General features: G+C 64.3%; 24 protein-coding genes. 13 read left to right on the top strand and 11 right to left on the bottom strand.

Annotated elements, in window-relative coordinates; all coding sequences use genetic code 11:
* The first annotated feature begins 113 nt into the window (after positions 1-113).
* Positions 114-440 carry a DUF1820 family protein gene (locus JKP78_RS06190; RefSeq protein ID WP_170032856.1) on the top strand — a complete coding sequence of 109 codons (327 nt, stop codon included), beginning with the start codon at positions 114-116 and terminating at the stop codon, positions 438-440.
* Between the two features lie 3 nt (positions 441-443).
* On the opposite strand, the gene JKP78_RS06185 is transcribed toward JKP78_RS06190, so the two are convergent.
* The 4 genes from JKP78_RS06185 to JKP78_RS06170 all read right to left on the bottom strand — a co-directional run bounded on the left by JKP78_RS06185 (position 444) and on the right by JKP78_RS06170 (position 3,958).
* Positions 444-989, bottom strand: a complete 546-nt coding sequence (locus JKP78_RS06185) for a tetratricopeptide repeat protein (RefSeq protein WP_200626260.1) — start codon at positions 987-989, stop codon at positions 444-446.
* 234 nt (positions 990-1,223) lie between these two features.
* Positions 1,224-2,507, bottom strand: coding sequence for a glutamate-1-semialdehyde 2,1-aminomutase (gene hemL / locus JKP78_RS06180; RefSeq protein ID WP_170032852.1), 1,284 nt, complete (start codon positions 2,505-2,507; stop codon positions 1,224-1,226).
* A 16-nt stretch (positions 2,508-2,523) separates the two neighbouring features.
* Entirely contained in the window at positions 2,524-3,147 is a 624-nt protein-coding gene (gene thiE, locus JKP78_RS06175) for a thiamine phosphate synthase (protein WP_170032850.1), read from the bottom strand.
* A gap of 13 nt (positions 3,148-3,160) precedes the next feature.
* Positions 3,161-3,958: a hydroxymethylpyrimidine/phosphomethylpyrimidine kinase gene (locus tag JKP78_RS06170; RefSeq protein WP_186686602.1), complete on the bottom strand. Its 798-nt coding sequence runs from the start codon at positions 3,956-3,958 to the stop codon at positions 3,161-3,163.
* A gap of 265 nt (positions 3,959-4,223) precedes the next feature.
* Between JKP78_RS06170 and JKP78_RS06165 the strand changes: the two genes are divergently transcribed.
* From JKP78_RS06165 to JKP78_RS06150, 4 genes are all read left to right on the top strand, one after another.
* Positions 4,224-6,212, top strand: a complete 1,989-nt coding sequence (locus tag JKP78_RS06165) for a sensor histidine kinase (RefSeq protein ID WP_186686605.1) — start codon at positions 4,224-4,226, stop codon at positions 6,210-6,212.
* Between the two features lie 202 nt (positions 6,213-6,414).
* The gene (locus tag JKP78_RS06160; RefSeq protein ID WP_186686608.1) at positions 6,415-8,067 is read left to right on the top strand and encodes an acyl-CoA dehydrogenase family protein; all 1,653 of its coding nucleotides are present in this window, start codon (positions 6,415-6,417) and stop codon (positions 8,065-8,067) included.
* Positions 8,068-8,340: 273 nt separating this feature from the next.
* Positions 8,341-9,804: an AMP nucleosidase gene (amn, locus tag JKP78_RS06155; protein ID WP_170032837.1), complete on the top strand. Its 1,464-nt coding sequence runs from the start codon at positions 8,341-8,343 to the stop codon at positions 9,802-9,804.
* 6 nt (positions 9,805-9,810) lie between these two features.
* On the top strand, positions 9,811-10,449 hold the full coding sequence (locus JKP78_RS06150) for a pseudouridine synthase (RefSeq protein ID WP_234454555.1): 639 nt from the start codon (positions 9,811-9,813) through the stop codon (positions 10,447-10,449).
* 136 nt (positions 10,450-10,585) lie between these two features.
* Here JKP78_RS06150 and JKP78_RS06145 read toward each other — a convergent pair whose 3' ends face one another.
* Both JKP78_RS06145 and JKP78_RS06140 read right to left on the bottom strand, forming a co-directional pair.
* Complete coding sequence (locus JKP78_RS06145) at positions 10,586-10,789, bottom strand: DUF2788 domain-containing protein (RefSeq protein ID WP_003249787.1); 204 nt, start codon at positions 10,787-10,789, stop codon at positions 10,586-10,588.
* 54 nt (positions 10,790-10,843) lie between these two features.
* Positions 10,844-11,320, bottom strand: coding sequence for an Lrp/AsnC family transcriptional regulator (locus JKP78_RS06140; RefSeq protein WP_003249795.1), 477 nt, complete (start codon positions 11,318-11,320; stop codon positions 10,844-10,846).
* A gap of 398 nt (positions 11,321-11,718) precedes the next feature.
* Here JKP78_RS06140 and JKP78_RS06135 point away from each other — a divergent pair, with 398 nt between their 5' ends.
* The gene (locus JKP78_RS06135; RefSeq protein ID WP_200626258.1) at positions 11,719-12,501 is read left to right on the top strand and encodes a DUF6515 family protein; all 783 of its coding nucleotides are present in this window, start codon (positions 11,719-11,721) and stop codon (positions 12,499-12,501) included.
* A gap of 41 nt (positions 12,502-12,542) precedes the next feature.
* Here the strand turns inward: JKP78_RS06135 and JKP78_RS06130 are convergent, their stop codons facing one another.
* Positions 12,543-13,415, bottom strand: coding sequence for a cation diffusion facilitator family transporter (locus JKP78_RS06130; RefSeq protein ID WP_170032833.1), 873 nt, complete (start codon positions 13,413-13,415; stop codon positions 12,543-12,545).
* Between the two features lie 22 nt (positions 13,416-13,437).
* Positions 13,438-13,857: a polyribonucleotide nucleotidyltransferase gene (locus JKP78_RS06125; protein WP_200626257.1), complete on the bottom strand. Its 420-nt coding sequence runs from the start codon at positions 13,855-13,857 to the stop codon at positions 13,438-13,440.
* Between the two features lie 116 nt (positions 13,858-13,973).
* Between JKP78_RS06125 and hrpB the strand changes: the two genes are divergently transcribed.
* Positions 13,974-16,502 carry an ATP-dependent helicase HrpB gene (gene hrpB / locus JKP78_RS06120; protein WP_200626255.1) on the top strand — a complete coding sequence of 843 codons (2,529 nt, stop codon included), beginning with the start codon at positions 13,974-13,976 and terminating at the stop codon, positions 16,500-16,502.
* Positions 16,503-16,516: 14 nt separating this feature from the next.
* Here hrpB and JKP78_RS06115 read toward each other — a convergent pair whose 3' ends face one another.
* Entirely contained in the window at positions 16,517-17,011 is a 495-nt protein-coding gene (locus JKP78_RS06115; protein WP_186686615.1) for a hypothetical protein, read from the bottom strand.
* A 489-nt stretch (positions 17,012-17,500) separates the two neighbouring features.
* Between JKP78_RS06115 and JKP78_RS06110 the strand changes: the two genes are divergently transcribed.
* Complete coding sequence (locus JKP78_RS06110) at positions 17,501-18,046, top strand: hypothetical protein (protein ID WP_200626253.1); 546 nt, start codon at positions 17,501-17,503, stop codon at positions 18,044-18,046.
* Positions 18,047-18,058: 12 nt separating this feature from the next.
* On the opposite strand, the gene JKP78_RS06105 is transcribed toward JKP78_RS06110, so the two are convergent.
* On the bottom strand, positions 18,059-18,715 hold the full coding sequence (locus JKP78_RS06105; protein WP_186686619.1) for a YciC family protein: 657 nt from the start codon (positions 18,713-18,715) through the stop codon (positions 18,059-18,061).
* 167 nt (positions 18,716-18,882) lie between these two features.
* Between JKP78_RS06105 and JKP78_RS06100 the strand changes: the two genes are divergently transcribed.
* The 3 genes from JKP78_RS06100 (at position 18,883) to JKP78_RS06090 (ending at position 20,892) form a co-directional block, all read left to right on the top strand.
* Complete coding sequence (locus JKP78_RS06100; RefSeq protein WP_200626251.1) at positions 18,883-19,638, top strand: DUF2076 domain-containing protein; 756 nt, start codon at positions 18,883-18,885, stop codon at positions 19,636-19,638.
* A gap of 159 nt (positions 19,639-19,797) precedes the next feature.
* Entirely contained in the window at positions 19,798-20,277 is a 480-nt protein-coding gene (locus tag JKP78_RS06095) for a LabA-like NYN domain-containing protein (RefSeq protein WP_200626249.1), read from the top strand.
* A gap of 9 nt (positions 20,278-20,286) precedes the next feature.
* Positions 20,287-20,892 carry a 3'-5' exonuclease gene (locus JKP78_RS06090; RefSeq protein WP_200626248.1) on the top strand — a complete coding sequence of 202 codons (606 nt, stop codon included), beginning with the start codon at positions 20,287-20,289 and terminating at the stop codon, positions 20,890-20,892.
* Here the strand turns inward: JKP78_RS06090 and JKP78_RS06085 are convergent.
* On the bottom strand, positions 20,889-21,338 hold the full coding sequence (locus JKP78_RS06085; protein WP_015271918.1) for an Lrp/AsnC family transcriptional regulator: 450 nt from the start codon (positions 21,336-21,338) through the stop codon (positions 20,889-20,891). The genes JKP78_RS06090 and JKP78_RS06085 overlap by 4 nt on opposite strands.
* A gap of 154 nt (positions 21,339-21,492) precedes the next feature.
* On the opposite strand from JKP78_RS06085, the gene yedA reads away from it, so the two are divergent.
* Both yedA and JKP78_RS06075 read left to right on the top strand, forming a co-directional pair.
* The gene (gene yedA / locus JKP78_RS06080; protein ID WP_200626246.1) at positions 21,493-22,413 is read left to right on the top strand and encodes a drug/metabolite exporter YedA; all 921 of its coding nucleotides are present in this window, start codon (positions 21,493-21,495) and stop codon (positions 22,411-22,413) included.
* A 55-nt stretch (positions 22,414-22,468) separates the two neighbouring features.
* Positions 22,469-23,800 (top strand): DEAD/DEAH box helicase, encoded by a 1,332-nt coding sequence (locus JKP78_RS06075; protein WP_170032812.1) that lies wholly within the window; start codon positions 22,469-22,471, stop codon positions 23,798-23,800.
* The last annotated feature ends 21 nt before the right edge of the window (positions 23,801-23,821 follow it).

The following is a 23,821-nucleotide window of genomic DNA, read 5'->3' as shown; positions in this document are numbered from 1 at the left end:
TACCGCACCGCTTCGAAGGTGGGTGCAATACCTGTGGGAGCGGGCTTGCCCGCGAAGGGGCCGGTACAGGTATGATGCCCGCCTTTTCTTACGCATGTGTTATCCCGACGAACATGAGCAAGCGCGAACCCGCCATCTATAAAGTGATCTTCCTCAACCAGGGGCAGGTCTTCGAGATGTATGCCAAGCAGATCTACCAGAGCGACCTGTGGGGCTTCCTGGAAATCGAGGAGTTCGTGTTCGGCGAGCGCTCGCAGCTGGTGGTGGACCCGAGCGAAGAAAAGCTCAAGAGCCAGTTCGACGGGGTGATCCGCAGTTTCGTGCCGCTGCATTCGATCGTGCGCATCGACGAGGTGGAGCGCCTGGGCACCGCCAAGATCAGCGAAGCCAAGGGTGGTGGCAACGTGATGCCGTTCCCCATGCCGATGCCGGAGAAGTAACCCTCAGGGGAGTGGCGAGAACGGCGTGCGCCCCTCGGCGTTCTGCAGTTCCAGCAGGTACTTGCGGAAGATCTGGCCGAGCACCTGGGTGGCATGCTCCAGCTCGTCGCGGGGCATTTTCTCGGTCACTTCGTCAGCCATGTCCAGCGCATCCTCGGCGCCGTTGACCGCAGCCATCTTCAGCAGGATGTAGGCCTGCACATTGTTGGCCTTGACCCCTTCGCCACGGTAGAACATGGCACCCAGGCGGTACTGGGCTTCGGCATGCCCTTGCAGCGAGGCCTTCTGCAACCAGTCCAGGGCTTTGTCGAGGTTTTTCGGGGTTTGCGAGTAGTAGTAGTCGCCAAGTTCGAATTGCGCCTGGGCATCCCCCGCCCTCGCCGTCTGTTCGCAGGCCTTCAGGGCGTTTGCCAGGTCTTCAGGCTGCACATTCAGGGTGCAGCGGCCCGTCGCCGGAATCAGCAACGAGTTACCGCCCTCTGCCAGGGCCAGCAGGGGCTGAAGAAGCAACAGGCAGCCCAGGGTCAGGGCGCGGCCGGTGCGGTTCATGGGGATCGACTTACCTCTGCAAAGCTGCGGCCAATGTCTCTGGTGGCACATTATGGGATAAGCAGCGCCAACCTTACAAAGTTTTACTCGAATTTCTGTTTGGTTGGGGAGTCGGCTGATTGTGCAGGGTTATTTATTTGCTGTATCGGCCTTTGCAGGTAGGCCCGCGGCCACAGGTATACGCATAACCTGTGGCAGCGGGTTTGCCCGCGAAGGGGCCGGCCTGGCTGGCAGTTACTTCAGCGCAGCAAAGGCCTTTTCTGCTGCATCCAGGGTGATCTGCAGCTCCTTGTCGCCATGGGCAATGGAGGTGAAGCCCGCCTCGAATGCGCTCGGCGCCAGGTACACGCCACCGTCGAGCATCAGGTGGAAGAAGCGCTTGAAGCGCTCGGCATCGCTGGCCATCACGTCGTCGAAGGTGACGATGTCGTCGGCGCCGCTGAAGTACAGGCCGAACATGCCACCGGCCTGGGTGGTGACGAACGGCACGCCAGCAGCATCGGCGCGCTGTTGCAGGCCGTCGAGCATGCGGCTGGTGTAGTCGGTGAGCTCGGCGTGGAAGCCCGGGCGGCTGATCAGCTTGAGGGTGGTCAGGCCAGCGGCCATGGCCAATGGGTTACCCGACAGGGTACCGGCCTGGTACACCGGGCCGAGCGGGGCGATGCAACCCATGATTTCGCGCTTGCCGCCAAAGCAGCCGACCGGCATGCCGCCGCCGACGATCTTGCCGAAGGTCGACAGGTCCGGAGTGATGCCGTAGTGGCCCTGGGCACCGCCCAGGGCAACACGGAAGCCGGTCATCACTTCGTCGAAGATCAGTACCACGCCGTGCTTGTCGCACTGCTCGCGCAGGCCTTCGAGGAAGCCGGGCGCCGGTGGCACGCAGTTCATGTTGCCGGCCACCGGCTCGACGATGATGCAGGCCACGGTCTGGCCAACTTCGGCCAGGGTCTTCTCGACGGCGGCGATGTCGTTGAACGGCAGGGTCAGGGTGTGCTTGGCGAAGTCCGCCGGCACGCCAGCCGAGCTTGGCACGCCCTGGGTCAGCAGGCCGGAGCCGGCCTTTACCAGCAGGCTGTCGGAGTGGCCGTGATAGCAGCCCTCGAACTTGATGATGGCGTCACGGCCGGTGTAGCCACGGGCCAGGCGGATGGCGCTCATGGTGGCTTCGGTGCCCGAGCTGACCATGCGCACCATTTCCATGGACGGCACCAGCGAGCAGACCAGGTCGGCCATTTCGGTTTCCATGGCGGTCGGCGCGCCGTAGGACAGGCCGTGCTGCAGCTGCTGGCGTACCGACTCCAGCACCTCTGGATGGCCGTGGCCGAGAATCATCGGGCCCCAGGAGCCAACGTAGTCGACGTAGCGCTTGTCGTCCTCGTCAACGACGTAGGCGCCTTCGGCATGCTTGAAGAACAGCGGCGTGCCGCCAACGCTCCGGAAAGCGCGGACCGGCGAGTTGACGCCACCGGGAATGTGCTTCTGGGCTTGGGCGAACAGGGCTTCGGAACGGGACATGGAAGGTTCTCTCGAATCAGGATGCGAACAAGGCATTGAAGGCGCGGGCGCGGCGGGTGACTTCCTGCGCGCTGTCGGCACCGAACAGGCCGTGGATCACCGCCAGCAGGTCGGCACCATGGGCGACCAGCGGGGCGGCGTTGTCGAGGGTGATGCCGCCGATCACCGCGATCGGCAGTTTCACCTGGGCGCGGGCCTGCTCCAGCAGTTCGATGCTGGCCGCGGGGGCGCCCGGCTTGGTGACCGAATTGAAGAAGCGGCCGAAGGCCACGTAGCTGGCACCTTCCTTGGCGGCCTGGGCGGCCAGGTCAAGGTTGGCGTGGCAGGTGGAGCCGATGATCGCCTGGCGGCCGAGCAAGGCGCGGGCTGGGGTCAACGGGCCGTCGGTCTGGCCCAGGTGCACGCCGACACCCAGGCGCGCGGCCAGTTCGGCGTCGTCGTTGATGATCAGCTGGGTGCCGTAGCGCTCGCAGAGCTTCATCAGCCCTTCGGCCTCGCGCAGGCGCCGGGCCGCGTCGTCGCTCTTGTCGCGGTACTGCAGCAGGCATACGCCGCCGTCCAGTGCCGCTTCGACATGCGAGAGGAAACGGCCGGCGAGCAGCTGGCTATCGGTGATGGCATACAGACCACGTAGCTTCATTGAAGGCCTCGTATCAGGAGCAGAAATCCAGCGGCAGACGGCGTGGTACGAACTGGCCCTTGCCCAGTTGCTCGGCGTCACGCAGGGTGCGCCAGGTGTAGTCCAGGGCGCTGCGCACGGCACTGTCCAGTTGCTCGCCCAGGGCCAGGCGCCCGGCCAGGGCACTGGCCAGGGTGCAGCCCGAGCCATGGTAGCTGCCCGGCAGGCGCTGGCAGGTCCAGGTGTGGCGCTGGCCGTCGCGGCTGTAAAGACGGTTGTGAATTTCGTCCTCGTCGCCGTGACCGCCGGTAATCAGCAGGTGTCTACAGAATGGCAGCAGTTTTTCCGCACACTCATCGGCGCTGCCTTCGGGCAGTTCGGCCAGGATGCGTGCTTCGGGCAGGTTCGGCGTGGCGATGGTGGCCAGGGGCAACAGGCGTTCGCGCAGGGCGTAGCCCACCTCGTCCTTGCCCAGGCGGCCACCACCACCGGCACGCAGCACCGGGTCGCACACCAGCGGCAGGTGCGGGTGCGCGGCCAGCAGCTCGGCGACGGTGTCGACCATCTCGATCGAGCCGAGCATGCCCAGCTTGACGGCGGCTACCGTGGAGTCGGCCAGCACGGCGTTGGCCTGCGCCAGCACCCACTCGCGGTCGAGCACGCGGAAGTCGGAAACGTTGACGGTATCCTGCACGGTCAGGGCGGTCACCGCGGGTGCGGCGTGACAGCCTTGGGCGAGCAGGGCTTCGATATCTGCCTGCAGGCCGGCGCCGCCACTGGGGTCGTGGCCGGAGAGACAGAGGACAACGGGGCGGGAGCTGTAGATATTCATGGTCGGCGAGCTTACCACCAATCCTGTTTGGGCGAATCGTCCAGCCAATGGGTTTTGTTGATCAAGCAGTCAGTTTTTTCTTTTGCTTAGTTCTGAAAGCATTGATTTAGAGCCTTTTCTTTGTGCAGGGATGTGGCCGATTGCCAGGTTGCAAAGCTATGCTAGAGTGCTCGGATAACTCGACAAACGGGTTCTGCCGGATCAGGTCGTCTCAAACGGATAGGAGGCAACCGCGACTCGACCGGACAGGCCATGCTGGGGCTGTATGCGCTATTTGCTGATTGTGCTTCTGGGGGTATTGCCCTTGCTGGCCGGAGCGGTCGATTTCGACGACGCCACCGGTCATCTTCCGCTGGGCAAGGCGATGCAGGTCTATGAAGACCCCGCTGGCAGCGCCAGCATCGCTCAGGTCACCGCCCCAGAGTTTGCCAAGCGCTTTCGCCCTCACCACGAAGAGGTGCTGAACGCCGGTTATTCCACCTCGGTATTCTGGCTCAAGGTCGAACTGCGCCCCCTGGCTGCACCTGGTGCAGCCGCCCGGCAATGGCTGCTGGAGCTGGCCTATCCGCCGTTGGACCACCTCGAGCTGTACCTGCCTGACGGCAGCGGCGGCTACCGCCTGGCCCGGCGCACCGGCGACGCCTTGCCCTACGACAGCCGGCAGATCCGGCAGAACAACTACTTGTTAGAGCTGCAGCTGCCGCCCGGCCAGGTGACCACCGTCTACCTGCGCCTGCACAGCCAGGGCTCGCTGCAGGCGCCGCTGGCGCTATGGTCCGCCGAGGCCTACCTGGAAGCGCAGCCTACGCGCCTGTACGTGCTGGGCATGATCTATGGCGTGCTGTTGGTGATGCTGGTGTACAACCTGTTCATCTACCTCAGCGTGCGCGACGTCAGCTACCTCTACTACATCCTCTATATCGCTTCGTTCGGCTTTTACCAGGTGTCGGTGAATGGCGCCGGCGTGGCTTACCTGTGGCCTGACAGCCCCTGGTGGGCTAATGCCTCGACGCCGCTGTTCATCGGTGCTGCTGGACTGTTCGGCTGCCAGTTCGCCCGGCACTTCCTGCAGTTGGCCAGCATCAGCCGTGGCTTCGACCGGCTGCTGCAAGCGCTGATGCTGGGGGGCGCGCTGGTCATGGTACTGGCCGTCGCCATGCCTTATGGCGTGGCCCTGCGCATGGCCACGGCGCTGGCACTGTTGTTCACCGTGAGCATCTTCAGCGCCGGGCTGTACGCCTGGTGGCATGGCTTGCGCGTGGCGCGCTGGTTCATCATTGCCTGGACGGCATTCCTGCTCGGCGGCCTGGCCAACACCCTGATGGTGTTGGGCTACCTGCCGAATGTGTTCATCACCATGTATGCCAGCCAGCTGGGTTCGGCGCTGGAGGTGGCCTTGCTGTCGCTGGCCCTGGCCGACCGCATCAACAACTTGCGCGAGCAGCAGGCGCAGACCTTGCGTGACGCCGGGCGGACGCTGGAGCAGTTGAACCTGCAGCTGGCCAGGAGCAACCGCCTGAAAGATGAGTTCCTGGCCAGCGTGACGCATGAGCTGCGCACGCCGATGAACGGTGTGATCGGCTCGCTCGAGCTGATGGACACCCTGCCAATGGAGGCCGAAATGGCCCAGTACCACCGCACTGCAGTGGGCTCGGCGCAGGGCATGATGGACATGGTCGATGCCCTGCTGACCCTGTCCGAACTGCAGGCCGGCCGCCTGCGCGCGCAGCCGGCGCCGTTCAGCCTGCGCTCGCTGCTGCACGGCTTGCGCGCCGGTTATGCCGGGCAGGCGTTGGGCAAAGGCCTCTACCTGAGCCTGGACATCCCGGCCGAGCTGCCGGACGGGTTGCTGGGCGATGGCCAGAAACTGGCCCGTTGCCTGGGTTGCCTGGTGGACAACGGCCTGAAGTTCACCCACCAGGGCGGCGTGCTGGTGCAGGTGCGCGGCCGCCGGGTAGGGCCGCACGACCTGGCGTTGACGTTCATTGTCAGCGACAGCGGCATTGGCTTCGATGACCTGGACCAGTCGACCTTGTATCAGCGCTTCTTCCAGGTCGATGGTTCGATGACCCGGCGTTATGGCGGGCTGGGGATTGGCTTGTCGATCTGTCGGCAAATGGGCGAGTTGCTGGGGGCGAGGTTGGCGCATGAGTCGACCCGGGGGTTGGGGAGCCGGTTCGAGTTGAGTTTGAACATGGCTGTGGCGCAGGTGCAATTGCCCTCGCATACGCTGCAGACGGGGAATTCGTTGTGAGCGCATGGCATCAGGTTGGGTCTGACAGGTGTTCGCCGTGACGGGGGGAGCGCCTGTGGGATCGAGTGTGTTATGGCGAGCCGGTCAACCTGCTGCATTCCCAAGACATGCCCCCCACACGTTTAGTCATTAATGTCACTTTGACTGGCCCACAGGGAGTGCTTCACTGGTGCTTCAAGCTACCCGGATCCAGGAGCCCCCGATGAACCTGCACCAGTACGCTGAAACCCACGAGGTCACCAACCAGCCACCGCCCCTCGACGGTGCCAACCTGTACCGCCTCGACCTGCCGCTACAGGAATGGTCACGGCGTTTCGGTGCCGGTTGGGCCGAGTCGCGGATCGATGCCTACGGTGCCCTGGCCGGCGGTCCGCTGATGCAGGCGGGTTTCCTGGCCAATGCGCACAAGCCGGAATTCAGCAGCCACGACCGTTACGGCCATCGCATCGACCTGGTCGAGTTCCATCCCGCCTACCACGAGCTGATGCGCACCGCCGTCGAGCACGGCCTGCCTTCATTGCCGTGGGCCGAGCCCCGCCCTGGCGCGCATGTGGCTCGGGCGTCGATGACCTACCTGCACAGCCAGGCCGAGGCCGGCAGCGGGTGCCCGCTGACCATGACCTTCGCCGCTGTCCCGGCGCTGCGCCTGCAGCCAGAACTGGCCGAGTACTGGCTGCCGAAAATCCTCGCCTGCGAATATGACCCGCGCAACGTCGGCGACCGCCACAAGGCTGGGGTCACCCTGGGCATGGCCATGACCGAGAAGCAAGGCGGCACCGATGTACGGGCCAACACCACCCGGGCCTATCCAGTCGGCGCGGCGGGCCCGGGCCAGGCCTATGAGCTGGTCGGGCACAAGTGGTTCTGTTCGGCGCCCATGTGCGATGCCTTCCTTACCCTGGCACAAACCGAAAAAGGCCTGAGCTGCTTCCTGCTACCGCGCCATCGCCCGGATGACAGCCGCAACCAGTTCTATATCCAGCGCTTGAAGAACAAGCTGGGCAACCACTCCAACGCCTCCAGCGAGGTGGAGTTCCGCGGTGCCCTGGCATGGATGGTCGGGGAGGAGGGGCGAGGGGTGCCGACCATCATCGAAATGGTGGCCATGACCCGCTTCGACTGCATGGTCGGTTCCAGCGCCCTGATGCGTCAGGCGTTGACCCAGGCGGCGCACCACTGCGCGCACCGCAAGGTTGGCGGGCGGTTGCTGAACGAGCAGCCATTGATGCAGAACGTGCTGGCTGACCTGGCCCTGGAAAGCGAGGCGGCATTGGCCTTGAGCCTGCGCATGGGGCAGGCGCTGGAACAGCCGGACGACCCGCAGCAGGCGCATTTCGCCCGCTTGGTCACGGCGGTGGGCAAGTACTGGATCTGCAAACGTGCGCCAGCCATGATCAACGAGGCCGCCGAGTGCCTGGGCGGTGCGGGTTATGTGGAGGACAGCATCCTGCCACGGCTGTACCGCGAGGCACCGGTCAACTCGACCTGGGAAGGCTCGGGCAACGTGCAGTGCCTGGATGTGCTGCGTGCGTTGTCCAAGGAACCGGGTGTGCTCGACGCGTTGTTCGCCGAATTGGGTGATGGGCACGGCGACCCGCGCCTGGCGGCGCATATCGGCAACCTCAAGGGGGCGTTTGCCGACACTGGCGACATGCAGTATCGCGCGCGGCAGCTGACCGAGGATATTGCCCTGGCGTTGCAGGCCAAGCTGCTGCTTGAGGCCGGGAATGCGCTGGTGAGTGATGCGTTCATCGACAGCCGGCTGACGGGTGGTGGCCGGGTTTACGGGGCCTTGCCGCGGGGTGTAGATGCGCAGGCGTTGGTGATGCGGGCCACGCCAGTCTGGAGCGACTGAGCTGGCGTGGCCCGCTGCAACAGGTCTTGCGCTGCCTCCAAACCATGCACGGAACTTGTAGGAGCGGCCTTGTGTCGCGATGGGCTGCGAAGCAGCCCCGGCAATTTGTGCACCGGCGCTGAACCCCGGGGCTGCTTTGCAGCCCATCGCGACACAAGGCCGCTCCTACAAGGAACAGCGCTGGCCTGCTGATTAACACCGATCAATGGGGGTGTATTTACCCACGAAGGCAGGCAAGATGGTTCACATGCATGTCCAGACAGGAAGCACAGTGTGAGCCAAGCGTTTGTAGTCGTTGATACTCCCGAACAGGCCGTCGACCGTCTGGCGGCCTTGCATGACCAGGCCACCGGGGCCCTCAGCCAGGCCCTCAAGCGTTACCTGAAGGACCGTACCGAGCCGGACGCCGAAGCGCGCGACCTGTTTCGCTACCCCGCGCTGCGCCTGACCTACTACAGCCACGGTGAAGTCGCCGCCACCACGCGCGCCTATGCCAAGGTGCAGGTGGCCGGCACCTACAGTGTCACCATCACCCAGCCAGCCGCATTCCGTGCCTATCTGCTCGAGCAGCTGCGCCCGCTGATGCACGATTACACGGTGACGGTAGAGGTCGGCGTCAGCGAGCAGAACATCCCTTACCCCTACGTGGTCGACCAGGGCGACGAGCTGGCCGGCAGCGGCATTACCGCCGCCCAGTTGGCGCGGGTGTTCCCCAGCACCGACCTGTCGGCGGCCACCGACAATATTGCCGACGGCCTGTACGACTGGGGCGGCGCCGAAACCCTGCCGCTGGCGTTGTTCGATGCCGCGCGAGTCGACTTCTCGCTGCGTCGCCTGGTGCACTACACCGGCAGCGACTGGCGCCACGTGCAGCCGTGGATCCTGCTGACCAACTACCACCGCTATGTCGACCAGTTCATCAGCCACGGGCTCGACCAACTGCGTGATGACCCGCGCTTCGTGCGTATGGTCCTACCGGGCAACGTGGTGATCGAAAAGGGCATGGACCACGGTGAAACCCAGGCCTTGGTGGCCAGTGTGGTGTGGCACCGCTACCAGATGCCGGCCTACCACCTGATCGCCGCCGACGGCGACGGCGTCACCTTGGTCAACATTGGCGTCGGCCCATCCAACGCCAAGAACATCACCGACCACCTCGCCGTGCTGCGCCCGCACTGCTGGTTGATGATCGGCCACTGCGGCGGCCTGCGGCAGTCGCAGACCATCGGCGACTATGTGCTGGCGCACGCCTACATGCGCCGTGACGGCATCCTCGACCGGGTGGTGCCGCCGAACATCCCGATTCCGGCGTTGGCCGAAGTGCAACTGGCCTTGCAGGAAGCCGCCGCGCAGGTCACCGGCGAGCGTGGCGAACAGCTGAAGAAGCGCTTGCGCACCGGCACCGTGCTGACCTACGACGACCGCAACTGGGAGCTGCGCTGGGCTCAGGAGCGGCCGCTGATCAACCTGTCGCGTGCCGTGGCGGTAGACATGGAAAGCGGCACCATTGCCGCCCAGGGTTACCGCTTGCGCGTGCCATACGGCACCTTGCTGTGCGTTTCCGACAAGCCGTTGCACAGCGAAATCAAGCTGCCGGGTTCGGCCAACGCGTTCTACAACCGGGCGGTCAGCCAGCACCTGAAGATCGGCATTGCCGCGCTCGACCTGCTGCGTACCGAGCTCAACTCGCTGCACTCGCGTAAACTGCGCAGTTTCGATGAGCCGCCGTTCCGCTGAGGCCCCATGTCACTGCCCCCCCGTTCCAAGCCGCGCCGCCCCCAGGCGCGGCCTGCCACCGGCCCGCGTCGCCAGCCCAAGGCGCCCCCCGCCGAGCCACGCCTGATCCTGTTCAACAAGCCGTTCGACGTTCTGACCCAGTTCAGCGACGGCGACGGGCGGGCGACGCTCAAGGACTATATCGACATCCCCGGCGTGTATCCGGCCGGGCGCCTGGACCGCGACAGCGAAGGCTTGTTGCTGCTGACCAACGACGGTGGCTTGCAGGCGCGCATCGCCGATCCGAAGCACAAGCTGGCGAAAACCTATTGGGTGCAGGTGGAAGGGCAGCCGAGCGAGGAGCAGTTGCAGTGCTTGCGCGATGGCGTGGCGCTGAACGACGGGCCGACCTTGCCGGCCGAGGCCCGGCGCCTGGAAGAGCCCGAGCTGTGGCCGCGCAACCCGCCGGTACGCTTTCGCAAGAGCGTGCCGACCAGCTGGCTGGAGCTGGTGATTCGCGAAGGACGTAACCGTCAGGTGCGGCGGATGACGGCGGCGGTGGGGTTGCCAACCTTGCGCCTGGTGCGGGTGCGGATCGGCGATTGGGCGCTGGATGGGCTGGAGCAGGGCTGCTGGCGTGAGGTGCCGGCGAAGTTGCAGCGCTAGCAGGGGGCCGCTTTGCGGCCCATCGCGACACAAGGCCGCTCCTACAGGTAGAGCGCAAGCTCAGCATCGTGCGATCCCTGTAGGAGCGGCCTTGTGTCGCGAAAGGAGCGCAAAGCGCTCCCGGCTTTCTCCAGCCCTACACCCCTTCGAGAAATCCCACCACCACGCTCTTGATGATAAAGGCCAACACCCCCAGCCCCAGCACGAAGAACAGGATCAACGTACCAAACTTGCCTGCCTTGGACTTTTTCGCCAGGTCCCAGACGATAAAGCCCATGAAACCGATCAGCACGGTGACCAGGATGATCATCATCCACTCTTCAAATACGGCGGGATCCATCAGTGTTCTCCAGGCAGGCTGAGCAGCCGATTATACGCCGGCTGGCGAGAGCGTTCAGCGCAGGTGGGTCAATGGCAGCTCGGTGCTGGCCAGCACCTGGTTGAGCACGAAGCTCGAGCGCACGCTGGTGACGCCTTCGATACGGGTCAGGCTACCCAGCAACAGCTTCTGATAATGGTCCATGTCCGGCACCACCACCTTCAGCTGGTAGTCGGCATCCATCCCGGTCACCAGGCTGCATTCGAGTACCTGGGGCAGGTTGCGGATGGCCGCCTCGAAGGTTTCGAAGCGCTCCGGGGTGTGGCGGTCCATGCCGATCAGCACGTAGGCAGTCAGGCTCAGGCCGAGCTTCTTGCGGTCGAGCAGGGCCACCTGGCGCGAGATGTAGCCATCATCCTCCAGTTGCTTGACCCGACGCGAGCATGGCGAAGGCGACAGGCCAATGCGTTCGGCCAGTTCCTGGTTGGAAATGCGCGCATCGCGCTGCAATTCGGCGAGGATGCTCAGGTCGTAGCGGTCAAGTTTGCTCATGGTTTATGCCTTTTCTGTTCCGATTGCGGCGAATTATCAATCCGGGGCGAAAAATTGCGCAAGTGCTATTTATCCGAGCAATCTTCGCAATCCGCTGCCGCACCCTGTCCGGTATCTTTATCCACAGAATCACTGCCCGGACATCAGTCCACGGCGACGTGCCCCAGGCGGGCGGTCGCGGCCAGCCATCCAACAGGATGTGCCAGGCCCCCGGGCTACACACCTTCCAGAAGACGGTGTGAGGTGAGCCGGCGCCACAAGTGCCGAGCACGGACGACAAATTTCTGAAGGGAGGCCCTGCGGCCTCCCTTTTTTCATGCCCGTGAAAATTCCTTGGCCCGTGTGTTAGGCGCGGTAGACTGCTTGCCAGCGCCGTTTTTTCTACCGAGAGGAATACCATGAAGTCGCGCATCTGGCAGTTGGCAGGTGTTGGTGTGTTGGGGGTGGGCATCAGCTTCGCGGTGATGGCCGAAGGGCCTGGCGAGGCGCCCGCTCGCGCACTCAACTCGCGCGACGAAGTGCAACAGACGCAGCCGCCACGCCAAGGCTACTACCAGGACATTCCGCGTCGCCATGGTGAACACCGCTACTGGCAAGCCGGCGGCCCGGGGCAACGGCCCGGCGGCGACTGGCAGGGGCGCCCGGATGGGCATGGCGATGGCTGGGGCCCAGGGCCGCAGTATCGCCCTGGGCACACCCTCGATCAGTTCCCGGACCGTTACTGGAAACTGCCCTACCGTGGCGATGACTATTTCTACTCCGGTGGCTACTGGTTCCGCCCGCACGCGGGCAGGTATGTCGTGGTTACCCCGCCCTACGGCATGCGTGTCGAATACCTGCCGCCCTATGCGCGGGAAGTCTGGTTGGGTGGGGCGCTGTTCTTCGTGGTGGCCGATACCTATTACCAGTACCTGGCCGACAGCCGCGAGTACGTGGTGGTCAACCCGCCTGAAACCGCGTCGCCCCCTGTGGGCGGTGGTTATGATGTGGTGGCTTACCCGATGCATGGGCAGGGGCAGGAGCAGCAGGACCTAGACCGTTACCTGTGCCACCGCTGGGCGGTCAGCCAGTCAGGGTTCGACCCGGCGACAGCGGCGTATGCGCCGCCGGCCAATGTGGCCGATAACTATCGGCGAGCGCTGGGGGCCTGCTTCAGTGGCCGAGGCTACAGCATCAACTGACGCGTGGCAGCGGGCTTGCCAGCGACAGGGCCCTGGCAGGTTCACACCGGGTCGGCATGCACCATTACATCGGCCTGCGGATAGCGCTGACGGATGACTTCCGAGGCCTTGACGCACAGGCCATGCGCTTCATCCAGCGGCAACATCCCCGGCAGTTCCAGGTGCAACTGCACGAACCACTGGTTGCCTGATACCCGCGTACGCAGGTCGTGCACGCCTTTCACGCCGGGTATGGCCAGTACCAGCGTGGCCATGTCCTCGCCGACATCGCCGGGCAGTTCCTTGTCCATCAGGATGGCCGTGCTCTCCCTGGCAATCTGCAGCGCGCTCCACAGGATGTAGGCAGCGATGCCCAGGCCGAACAGTGCGTCCAGCTGCGGCCAGCCAAAGCGTGCCAGCAGCAACGCCAGGAGGATGCTGCCATTGAGCAGCAGGTCCGAGCGGTAGTGCAGGGAGTCGGCGCGCACCGCCGTGGAGCCGGTCAGGCGGATGACCTTGTACTGCAAAGCCAGCAGGGCGAGCGTCAACACCAGCGACAGCACCATCACTGCGATGCCGATGTCGGTATCGCCCAACGGCTTCGGGCTATGCAGGCGCTCGGCCGCCTGCACCCCGATCAGCACTGCACTGACCCCGATGAACAACGCCTGTGCCATGCCGGCCAGGGCTTCGGCCTTGCCGTGGCCGTAACGGTGATCGTCGTCGGCCGGGCGCAGCGCATAGTGCACGGCGAGCAGGTTGAGGAACGAGGCAACGGCATCCAGTGCCGAGTCGGTCAGCCCGGCCAGCAGGCTGACCGAGCCGCTCAGCCACCAGGCCACGGCCTTGCTCAGGACCAGGATGCCGGCTACTGCCAATGAAGCGCGCGTGGCCAGGCGCAGCAGGCGCTGGTGTTCAGCCGGGGTGGTGGTCATCCTTGGGCAGTGTCCTTACGGTTCAGGCCGACGGTACCAGGTCCAGGGTGGCAAGTTGTTCGATGCTGCCGCGATGCTGGGTCAGCCGTGGGTCGTTCAACGGCAGGCGTTGGCCCAGTTCGCTCTCGAGGATGGCTTGTAGCTTCAGGTTGTCGACCTTGCCATCGGGGCTGACCGCCTCGCGCAGCTTGACCGGATCGACCTGGGCGCTGCGCCCGCCTGAGTAGTAGATGGCGCCCGTGGCGAAGTCGATGCCGAAGGCGATCAGCCCCGGAATCACATAGAACAGGATGCCGATGGCATCCATTGCAGCAACCACAGGGTCGATCTTGCCGCCGATCTGGCCGCGACGTTCCGGGTAGAGAATGGTGCCGCAGGCAGTCAGTTGGGCCAGCAGGGTGACGATGAGGGCGCTACCGATGACGCGGGTTGGGATGCGCATGTGAATCTCCGAAAAGGTGTTCAGCAGGGCAAGCGAAGCGCCTGCACCTGAAGCTAAGACCATGATAGAGCAGGCTGGGTTCGCCGTTATACTCGCGGGATTGTTCGAGGACCACCATGATTTCATTACCGATCGATGTTGTCTTGCCCGCCTTGCGCGAAGCCCTGCAAAACCGTGACGAAGCGGTGCTCGAGGCGCCGCCCGGCGCCGGCAAGACCACCCGCGTACCGCTGGCGCTGCTCAGCGAGCCCTGGCTGGCCGGGCAGAGCATTCTGATGCTCGAGCCACGGCGCCTGGCGGCCCGGGCTGCAGCCGAGCGCCTGGCCAGCGAGCTGGGCGAAAAGGTCGGCGAAACGGTGGGCTACCGCATTCGGCTGGACAGCAAGGTTGGGCCGAACACGCGCATCGAAGTGGTGACCGAAGGCATCCTCACCCGCCGCCTGCAGGCCGACCCGGCGCTGGAGGGGGTAGGGTTGCTGATCTTCGACGAGTTTCACGAGCGCAGCCTTGACGCCGACCTGGCCCTGGCGCTGAGCCTGAATGGTCGCGAATTGCTGCGGGACGACCCGCCACTGAAGATCCTGCTGATGTCTGCGACTCTGGAAGGGGAGCGCCTGTCGCGCTTGCTGGACGAGGCCCCGGTGGTCAGCAGCCAAGGCCGCATGCACCCTGTGGATATCCGCTGGGGACGCCCCTTCCAGCCGGGTGAGTTCATCGAGCCACGGGTAGTGGACAGCGTGTTGCAGGCGTTGGCCGAGCAAGCCGGTAGTGTGCTGGTGTTCCTGCCTGGCCAGGCCGAGATCCGCCGGGTGCACCAGAGCCTGCAGGAAGCGCTGGGAGAACGGCGCGAAATCCTGCTGTGTCCGCTGCATGGCGAACTCGACCTCGATGCCCAGCGCGCGGCCATCGACCCGGCGCCCAAGGGCCTGCGCAAGGTAGTGCTGGCCACCAATATTGCCGAGACCAGCCTGACCATCGACGGTGTGCGGGTGGTGATCGATGCCGGCCTGGCACGGGTACCGCGCTTCGATCCCGGCAGCGGCATGACCCGCCTGGACACCCAGCGCATCTCGCGCGCCAGCGCCACCCAGCGCGCCGGGCGTGCTGGCCGCCTGGAGCCCGGCGTGTGCTACCGATTGTGGTCCGAGGCTCAGCATGAGCAACTGGCTGCCCATGGCAGTGCCGAAATCCTGCAGGCCGACCTGGCCGGTTTGGCCTTGCAACTGGCGCGCTGGGGCGTGACGCCCGAGCAGTTGCGTTGGCTCGACCAGCCACCGGCTGCCGCGTTCGCCCAGGCCCAGGACCTGCTGGCACGGCTCAATGCCTACAAGCCCGGCAGCCGCGACAGCCTCAGCGAGCATGGCCAGGCCATGGCCGAGCTGCCGGCACACCCCCGTATTGCGCATTTGCTGCTGCGCGGTCAGGACCTGGGGTTGGCACAGATGGCCTGCGACGTCGCTGCGCTACTGGGCGAGCGGGATATTCAGCGGGGCGGCGGTGCCGACCTGCATGGTCGGTTGGCGCTGGTCAGTGGCGAGAGCAAGGCCGCCCGTGGCAGCCAGGGCGGCGTGCAGCGGGCCCGCCAGCTGGCGCGTCAGTACCGTGGTTTGCTGCGCGGCAAGCCGCGGGCGCCGGTGGCCGACCCGGACCACCCACGCTGGCTGGGCGCCCTGCTGGCGCTGGCCTACCCAGACCGCATCGCCCAGCAGCGCCGCGAGGGTGGTGCGGAGTACCGGCTGGCCAATGGCCGTGCGGCGCTGTTTGCCGAGGTCGATGGACTGATGAAGTGCCCCTGGTTGGTGATTGCCGATCTGGGCAGCCGCCAGGGCCAGCGTGAAGAACGCATCTACCTGGCGGCGGAATTCGACCCGGCACTGCTCGATGGCGTACTCGCCGAGCAGGTGGAGCGGGTTGATCTGCTCGACTGGGATGAGCGCGAGCAGGTGTTGCGTGCCGAGCGACAAGTCAAGGTTGGCGAGCTGATCCTCAGCCGCCAACCGTTGCCCGGCCTGGACGACGAGGCGCGGGCCCGGGCGCTGCTGGGGCTGGTCCGGCGCAAGGGTCTGAACCTCTTGAGCTGGACCCCAGAGCTGCGCCAATGGCAGGCACGTGTAGCGTTGTTGCGCCAGCTCGACCTGGCCAAGGAGGGCCACAGCGAATGGCCCGACCTCAGCGACGAGGCCCTGCTCGCCAGCCTGGAAGACTGGTTGCAGCCGTACCTGGGCAAAGTCTCGCGCCTCAGCCATTTCACCGCGCTGGACCTGCCGTCGATGCTGCGCAACCTGTTGCCCTGGCCGTTGCCGCAGCGCCTGGAAGAACAGGCCCCCGCGCACCTGGCAGTGCCGTCCGGGTCGAATATCCGCCTGGATTACAGCGAAAACCCGCCGATCCTCGCGGTGCGCCTGCAGGAGCTGTTCGGCCTGGCCGACACGCCACGCATCGCCAATGGCCGCCTGCAGGTCAAGCTGCACCTGTTGTCACCGGCACGCAGGCCGGTGCAGGTGACCCAGGACCTGGCCAGCTTCTGGCGTACGACCTATGCCGAAGTGAAGAAAGACCTGAAAGGACGCTACCCGAAGCATTACTGGCCGGATGACCCGTTGGTGGCCGAAGCTACCGCACGGGCGAAGCCGCGCGGCACCTGAAGCGAGCGGAGAATTCAGTTTGGCAGGCTACGTTCGATCAAAAACTCGTGTAGCTGCCCTTCGCCTACGGTGAGGTAGGCCCTATGGTCGCAAGCAAACGTTTCCGTGGCCTTGGCCTTCACCTGGTGTCCCAAATGGTCGCGCCAGCGGCATCGAATAAACCGTTCTGTGATTTCCAAGGGCTCGAGCTTGAAGTAGTCGCCTTGTGTTACTGGCAGGTAAAGGCCCAAGTAACCGTTGTCGCTGATCATCAACTGTCGTTTCACGGCGTAATGGGTGCTGAAGATATGATGATGCAGTCGGTCTTTGGTTCTGGAGTGGAACCTGAAGTTGAACCTTGTCGCTTTATCGCCCCCTGACTCCAACCAATCGTTGGCGATCAGGCTTGCTACGGGGATATCGGTTGCCTTGCTGAGATGGATCGGGATCTTGCGATCCCCATGAATCATGTAGATACGGCCATGAAAACTGTGTTCCGGCCAGGAAGTGTCACTGGAAGTATTTTCCATCGGAGTGCTCCACCCGTGAGGTTCAGGTTGACGGTTTCAGCAGGAAGGTCAGATTTGACCTTCGTTGATGCGCTCCTGTGCAGGCATTCAAGGTTCATCACCTTATTGCCAAGGCTGGCCACTACGCAGAACGAAGTCTTTCCTTCATGCCCTGACCGCGAGCTTCGCCTTCCAGCAACATGAACCGGCGGTACAACACCACAGTGCTGAACAGTCGTAAGAAGCCGCTGAGGCTGTCCATGGCCGGATGACCCATTGGTGGCCGAGGCGACGGCACGTGCCAAACCCCGAGGAACATGGGGGAACTGTGGCACTCGAGGCGGCGGGGCGCGCTGCATGGCGCGGGTTATGTGGCGTTCGGAGGGATATCCGGCATGTGAGGCTACCGAGTGGGAACCCTTTCGTGCTGCTGTTGGGCCGCAGCAATGAAAAGAATGGAGTGAGGCGGCGTCAGCTGCCTTTCTTCCCATTCACAAATTGGGGCTCTACATGATGAATCTCAGCGATATCTCCACCGATGATCCGATGTCCTTCGGTACACTGAAAATCTTCGATTGCACCATTCATGCGCTTCACCAGGGAGCCGCCCATCCGATAGTGCTCAGCACAGAGGAAGACTACGCCGAATCCATCGTCCCGGGGCGTTGGGACTGGCTGATCAAAGGCGACCCCCGCCAAGCGTATGACGACGGTCGCCGCATCTTCAAATTCAATTTCCGCTCAAAAACCAGTGATCGGTTGCACTACCTGATTGGTGGTACTTCAAGCCGCAAAGGGCGCCGGCTGGCCTGTAGCCATAAAGGCTATGTCGGTATGTATGTCGCTGCTGATGCGATCAATTTCTTCAAGCTCCAACCCCTTGCGTGGGATGGACGACAGCTTCGTTGCCGGTGGCGAGACCACCTTGGGCAGACTGTGGAAATAGGCGACAACCCGAGCGATGGTAGAAGTTTCGATCGACGAGGTGGTTATCTCGACCACCTGAACGTCAATATTACTGGGACTACCGAGCTCCTGATAACACCGATCAGGTAAGCCTGCTGCCTGTCAGCGCTCAGGTGGGGATTCCAGCAGCATGAACAGCCGATACAGCACTACCGTGCTGAACAGTTGCAGGAAGCCGCTGAGGCTGTCCATGGCCAGTTCCAGGCCGGGCGATGGCTCGGGGAACGCCATCAACAGCAGCCCATCGATCAGCCAGATCGGTGCCAGTACCCCCAGCACGCAAACCATGATGCGCAGGAAGTGTCCGGTAGTCATGCTTGCGCTGTCACGCATCGACTGCACCACCGGCCGGCCGCGCAGCACCAGCAGGTACTCGGCGAACACCAGGTTGATCATGATCCACACGCCCGGGAAGACGAACAGCGCCAAGCCGGCCATGATCAGCAGCGAGCTGATCAGGATCAGCAGGGCCAGTTGCGGCCACAGTTGCACGGCGCGGGCGAACAGGTTGCGCTTGGCGATGTCCTGGCCGTTGCTGCGGGTGTCCAGGTACAGGATCAGTGCGGCGCTGTACAGCGGGTAGAACAGCAGGCTGACCAGCATGCCGTAGGCTGGCGATGCCTGCTCGCCCAGCTGGCGGTACAGCAGTTGGGTGAACAGGGCCTCCAGCACCACCAGGGGCAGGCACAACTGGAGAATGCTCGGCAGGTGGCGGCGGAAGAAGTACAAGGAGTCGCGCAGGACGCTCAGCGGATTCATCAGTCAACATCGCATGGCAGCAAAAACAGGGGCCTAACTTTAGCCCAAAGCAGCCCAGGGGCCGTCATTTGCTGAAAAAAGTTTCACGGCGCCGGTGATTGAATCCCAGGCCTGTACGCCCCATCTTTGACGCTGTCCGTTGTCCCGCTACCCCATGAGGTTGCCCCATGAATACCGAAGAACAAACCCTGATCGACGGCCTGTTCAGCCGCATCAAGCAAGCCGAGGACCCGAGCCAGCCACGTGATGCACAGGCTCAGGCTCGGATCGAGGAGCATGTGCGCCAGCAACCGGCGGCACCTTATTACATGGCCCAGGCGATCCTGGTCCAGGAGGCTGCGATCAAGCGCCTCGACGAGCAGAACAAGCAACTGGAAGCCGAACTGAAGCAGGCGCGTGCCCAGGCTGAGGCTGCACGTGCCAGCAGTGCGCCAAGCAGTGGCGGCGGTGGTTTCCTTTCCAGCATCTTCGGTTCGGGTGGCCGCAGTGCGGCTTCGGCAATGCAACCGCAACCCGCTGTTGCCGCCCCGGCGCCATCGACTGGCGGCTGGCGCGAACCGGCGGCGCCTGGCTATTCCCAGCCGCAAATGCAGCAGCCCGGTTTTACCACCGCGCCGGCGCGCAGTGGTGCCAGCAGTTTCCTGGGTGGGGCGATGCAGACTGCGGCCGGCGTGGCCGGCGGTGTCTTGCTGGCGCAGGGCATCAGCAGCCTGTTCCACCATGATGCGCAGCCGCAGGAGGTTGTCGAAGTGATCAAGGAAGAGCCGGCGCCCGCCAGTGACAGCGGTGGCTGGAACGATACGGGCGCACAGCAGCACGTTGCCGACAATGGTGGTTGGGGCAGCGACCAAGGTGGTTATGCCGACAGCGATTATGGCAGCGATGATGGCGGGTTCTTCTCGGACGACGATCCGTACGTCTGACAGGTCTGGCATACTGCTGGCAATTTTGAGGGCGCTGTGCGCCCCTTCGCGGGCACGCCCGCTCCCACAAGTATCGCGTGAATAACTGTGGGAGCGGGCGTGCCCGCGAAGCGCTGCAAGGCAGCCCCCAGCAATCCCGGCCTGAAAAGAGATGCCCAGGTGAAAAAGATCGCGTTGTTCGCCGATGTGCAGAACCTCTACTACACCGTGCGCCAGGCCTACGGTTGCCATTTCAACTACACCGCGTTGTGGAACGCTGTCAGCCGCGAAGGCCAGATCATCGAAGCCGTGGCTTATGCCATCGACCGTGGCGACAGCAAGCAGCAACAGTTCCAGCAGATCTTGCGTAACCTCGGTTTCGACGTGCGGCTCAAGCCCTTCATCCAGCGCAGCGACGGCTCGGCCAAAGGTGACTGGGATGTCGGCATTACCCTGGACGTGATGGATGCCGCCAGCCGTGTCGACCAGGTGGTGCTGGCCTCCGGCGACGGTGATTTCGACCTCCTGCTGGAGCGGGTGATCCAGCGCCATGGCACCGAGGCGGTGGTGTATGGTGTGCCTGGGCTCACGGCACTCTCGCTGATCCGTGCCGCCACCCATTATGTGCCCATCGAGGGTGCGCTGTTGCTCAAACACTGAGGCCCTTGCATGGAACGTATCGCTGTCATCGACTTTGAAACCACCGGCATCAGCCCCGGCGCCGGCTGCCGCGCCACCGAGGTGGCGGTGGTGATGCTGGAGCGCGGACGCATCGTCGAGCGCTACCAGAGCCTGATGAACGCAGGTGTTCCGGTGCCAGCCTTCGTTGCCGGGCTGACCGGCATCACCACCGCCATGCTGCGCAGTGCGCCGCCGGTAGACGAGGTGATGAACGAAGTGGCCGAGTTCGTCGGCGGCACTCCGCTGCTGGCGCACAACGCTGCGTTCGACCAGAAGTTCTGGGACTATGAACTGAGCCGCATCGGCCGTAGCCGTAGCCAGGCCTTTGCCTGTTCGCTGTTGTTGTCCCGGCGCCTGCTGCCGGCGGCACCGAACCACAAGCTGGGTACCTTGACCCGCTGGGCCGGGCTGCCGCATACGGGGACCGCGCACCGGGCCATGGCCGATGCCGAAATGGCCGCCAACCTGTTGCAGCACCTGGCCGGCGTGCTGCGCCAGAGCCACGGTGTGCAGCAGCTGTCCCACGAGCTGCTCTGCCGCCTGCAGAAAACCCCGGCGGCGAAGGTTCGCGAAACCCTGGCCAGGTACAACTAGGGCTTCTTCTCCAGCTGCGCCAGCGGCACTCGCCGCTCCACGGCGCTGGAAAGAATGATCGAGGTTTTGCTGAAACCGAACTGCGCGACCCGGTTGATCAGCTCTTCCAGCTCGGGCATCGAGCCCACCGCGGCCTGCATGATCACGCAGGGGTCACCGGTGACCCGGTGGCATTCGGTCAGCTGGGGGATCTGCGTCAATGCTTCATAGGCCTGCTGGTTACCGTGGCTGGCCAGGCGTAGCTCGATCACGCACTGGATCGGCAGGCCGATCTTGCTCATGTCGACCTTGGCCTGGTAGCCGGTGATGACCCCGCTGGCCTCCAGCTTGGCCACCCGTTCGGCCACCGCTGGCGCCGACAGGTTCACCTGGCGCGCCAGTTGCGCGAAGGTGGCGCGACCGTTGTCGAGCAGGGCGGCGAGCAGCATGCGGTCGTATTTGTCCATGGGTTGTACCTGCCTGGTTACGATTCGTTTGAAAAGTGCCCGAATAACCATGAAATGCAAAGTGTTCTGGCGATTTAAAGCAGTTTTGTAACTTAAGTTTGAACGCCTGCCTTTCTAAACTAAGCCACCCGTAAACGGATTTCGAGTGTGCCCCATGCCTGCCTCCCGTCGCTTCCCGTTGTTGCTCATCGGCGCTTTCCTGGCCTTGTACCTGGTCTGGGGGTCTACCTACCTGTTCATCCGTATCGGCGTCGAAAGCTGGCCGCCGATGCTGATGGCCGGGGTGCGCTTCCTGATTGCCGGTGGCCTGCTGTATGGCTTCCTGCGCTGGCGCGGCGTGCCGGCGCCGACCTGGCCGCAGTGGCGGGCGGCGGGGGCGATCGGCTTCCTGCTGCTCAGTTGCGGCAACGGCGGCGTGACCGTGGCCGAGCATGCCGGGGTGGCCTCGGGCGTGGCGGCGCTGGCGGTGGCAACGGTGCCGCTGTTTACCTTGCTGTTCGGCCTGCTGTTCGGGCACCGCAACTCCAGGCTGGAGTGGGCGGGCATCGCCCTCGGGCTGGTGGGTATCGGCCTGCTGAACCTGGGCTCCAACCTGCAGGCCAGCCCGATTGGCGCGGCGCTGATCATTTTTGCCGCAGCGTCCTGGGCATTCGGCTCGGTGTGGAGCAAGACCCTGCCGTTACCCCAGGGGCCGATGGCCAGTGCCGCAGAAATGCTGGTTGGTGGTGCCGTGCTGTTGCTGGGCAGCGTGCTGTCTGGCGAGCGCATGACGCAGATGCCTACCGCCGCCGGCTGGGGAGCGTTGGCCTACCTGGTATTGTTCGGCTCGATCCTGGCCTTCAGTGCCTACATGTACCTGCTCAAGCATGTGCGCCCGGCAGCTGCTACCAGCTATGCCTACGTCAACCCGGCGGTGGCGGTGCTGCTGGGCATCGTCTTCGCCGGCGAGCAGATCGGTGCCGAAGAGTGCGTGGCGATGGCGGTGATCATCGGCGCGGTGGTGTTGATCGGCCTGCCGCAGTGGCGCAGGGCGCCCGAACCTGCGCAGCCGCTGAAAGGTGAAATCTGCAAGTAGACAGGGGCGATGCGGTAAACTTGCCGCCTTCGCTGAACCCCCTGACGGTATTGCCATGAATTTCGCCAAACTCGGCCTGATCGAACCGCTGCTGCGCACCTTGCAGCAGTTGGACTACACCACCCCGACCCCGGTGCAGGCCAAAGCCATCCCCGCCGTGCTGGCTGGTCGTGACCTGATGGCCGCAGCCCAGACCGGCACCGGCAAGACCGCCGGCTTTGCCTTGCCCGTGCTGCAGCGCCTGGCACTGGAAGGCGAGAAGGTGGCCAGCAACTCGATCCGCGCGCTGGTGCTGGTGCCTACCCGTGAACTGGCCGAGCAGGTGCACAACAACGTGCGCGAATACGCCGAGAACCTGCCGCTGAGCACCTACGCGGTGTACGGCGGGGTCAGCATCAACCCGCAGATGATGCGCCTGCGTCGCGGTGTCGACCTGCTGGTGGCTACCCCCGGGCGTCTGCTCGACCTGTTCCGCCAGAACGCGGTGAAGTTCAACCAGGTGCAGACCCTGGTACTCGACGAAGCCGACCGCATGCTCGACCTGGGCTTTGCCGAAGAGCTGCAGTCGGTGTACGCCGCACTGCCACGCAAGCGCCAGACGCTGCTGTTCTCCGCCACCTTCTCCGAGCAGATCCGCATGCTGGCGGGCCTGGCCCTGAATGACCCGCTGAGCATCGAAGTCAGCCCGCGCAATGCCACGGCCAGCAGCGTCAAGCAGTGGCTGGTGCCTGTGGATAAAAAACGCAAGGTCGACCTGTTCTGTCACCTGCTGCGCAAGCAGCGCTGGAAGCAGGTGCTGGTGTTCGCCAAGACCCGCAATGGTGTCGACCAGCTGGTGGAGCGCTTGCTGGCCGAGGGTGTGAATGCCGACGGCATCCACGGTGACCGCCCGCAAGCCACCCGCCAGCGCGCCCTGGACAGCTTCAAGGCCCGCGAAATCCAGGTGCTGGTGGCCACTGACGTGGCGGCCCGCGGCCTGGATATCGATGACTTGCCACTGGTGGTCAACCTCGACCTGCCGATCGTTGCCGAGGACTACGTGCACCGCATCGGGCGTACCGGGCGTGCCGGCAACAAGGGCGAAGCGATTTCGCTGGTGTGTGCCGATGAAGTGCAGTTGCTGGCGGCAATCGAAGTGCTGACCCGGCAGACCCTGCCGCGCCATGAAGAGCCGGATTTCATCCCCGATCACCGGGTACCGATGACCGATGCCAGCGGCCAGGTGATCAAGAAGCCGAAGAAGCCCAAGAAGCCGAAGGAAAACAGCGCCAAGCGTGGCTTGGGGCGTTGGATGGACAGTGCCGAGGCGGGTAGTGCAGCGCCAGCGGTGAAGGCGGTACGCAAGGTGCCGAGCTTCAATGGTGGGCCGCGCAAGCGTAAGCCTTGAGGTTTTTTGGGGCCGCTTTGC

This window comes from Pseudomonas sp. LAM2023, assembly GCF_016620375.1.
In the GTDB taxonomy this organism is placed as follows: Bacteria; Pseudomonadota; Gammaproteobacteria; order Pseudomonadales; family Pseudomonadaceae; genus Aquipseudomonas; species Aquipseudomonas anuradhapurensis.
The sequence above is the reverse complement of the archived record's forward strand: the minus strand, read 5'-3'. Positions and strand labels throughout refer to the sequence as shown.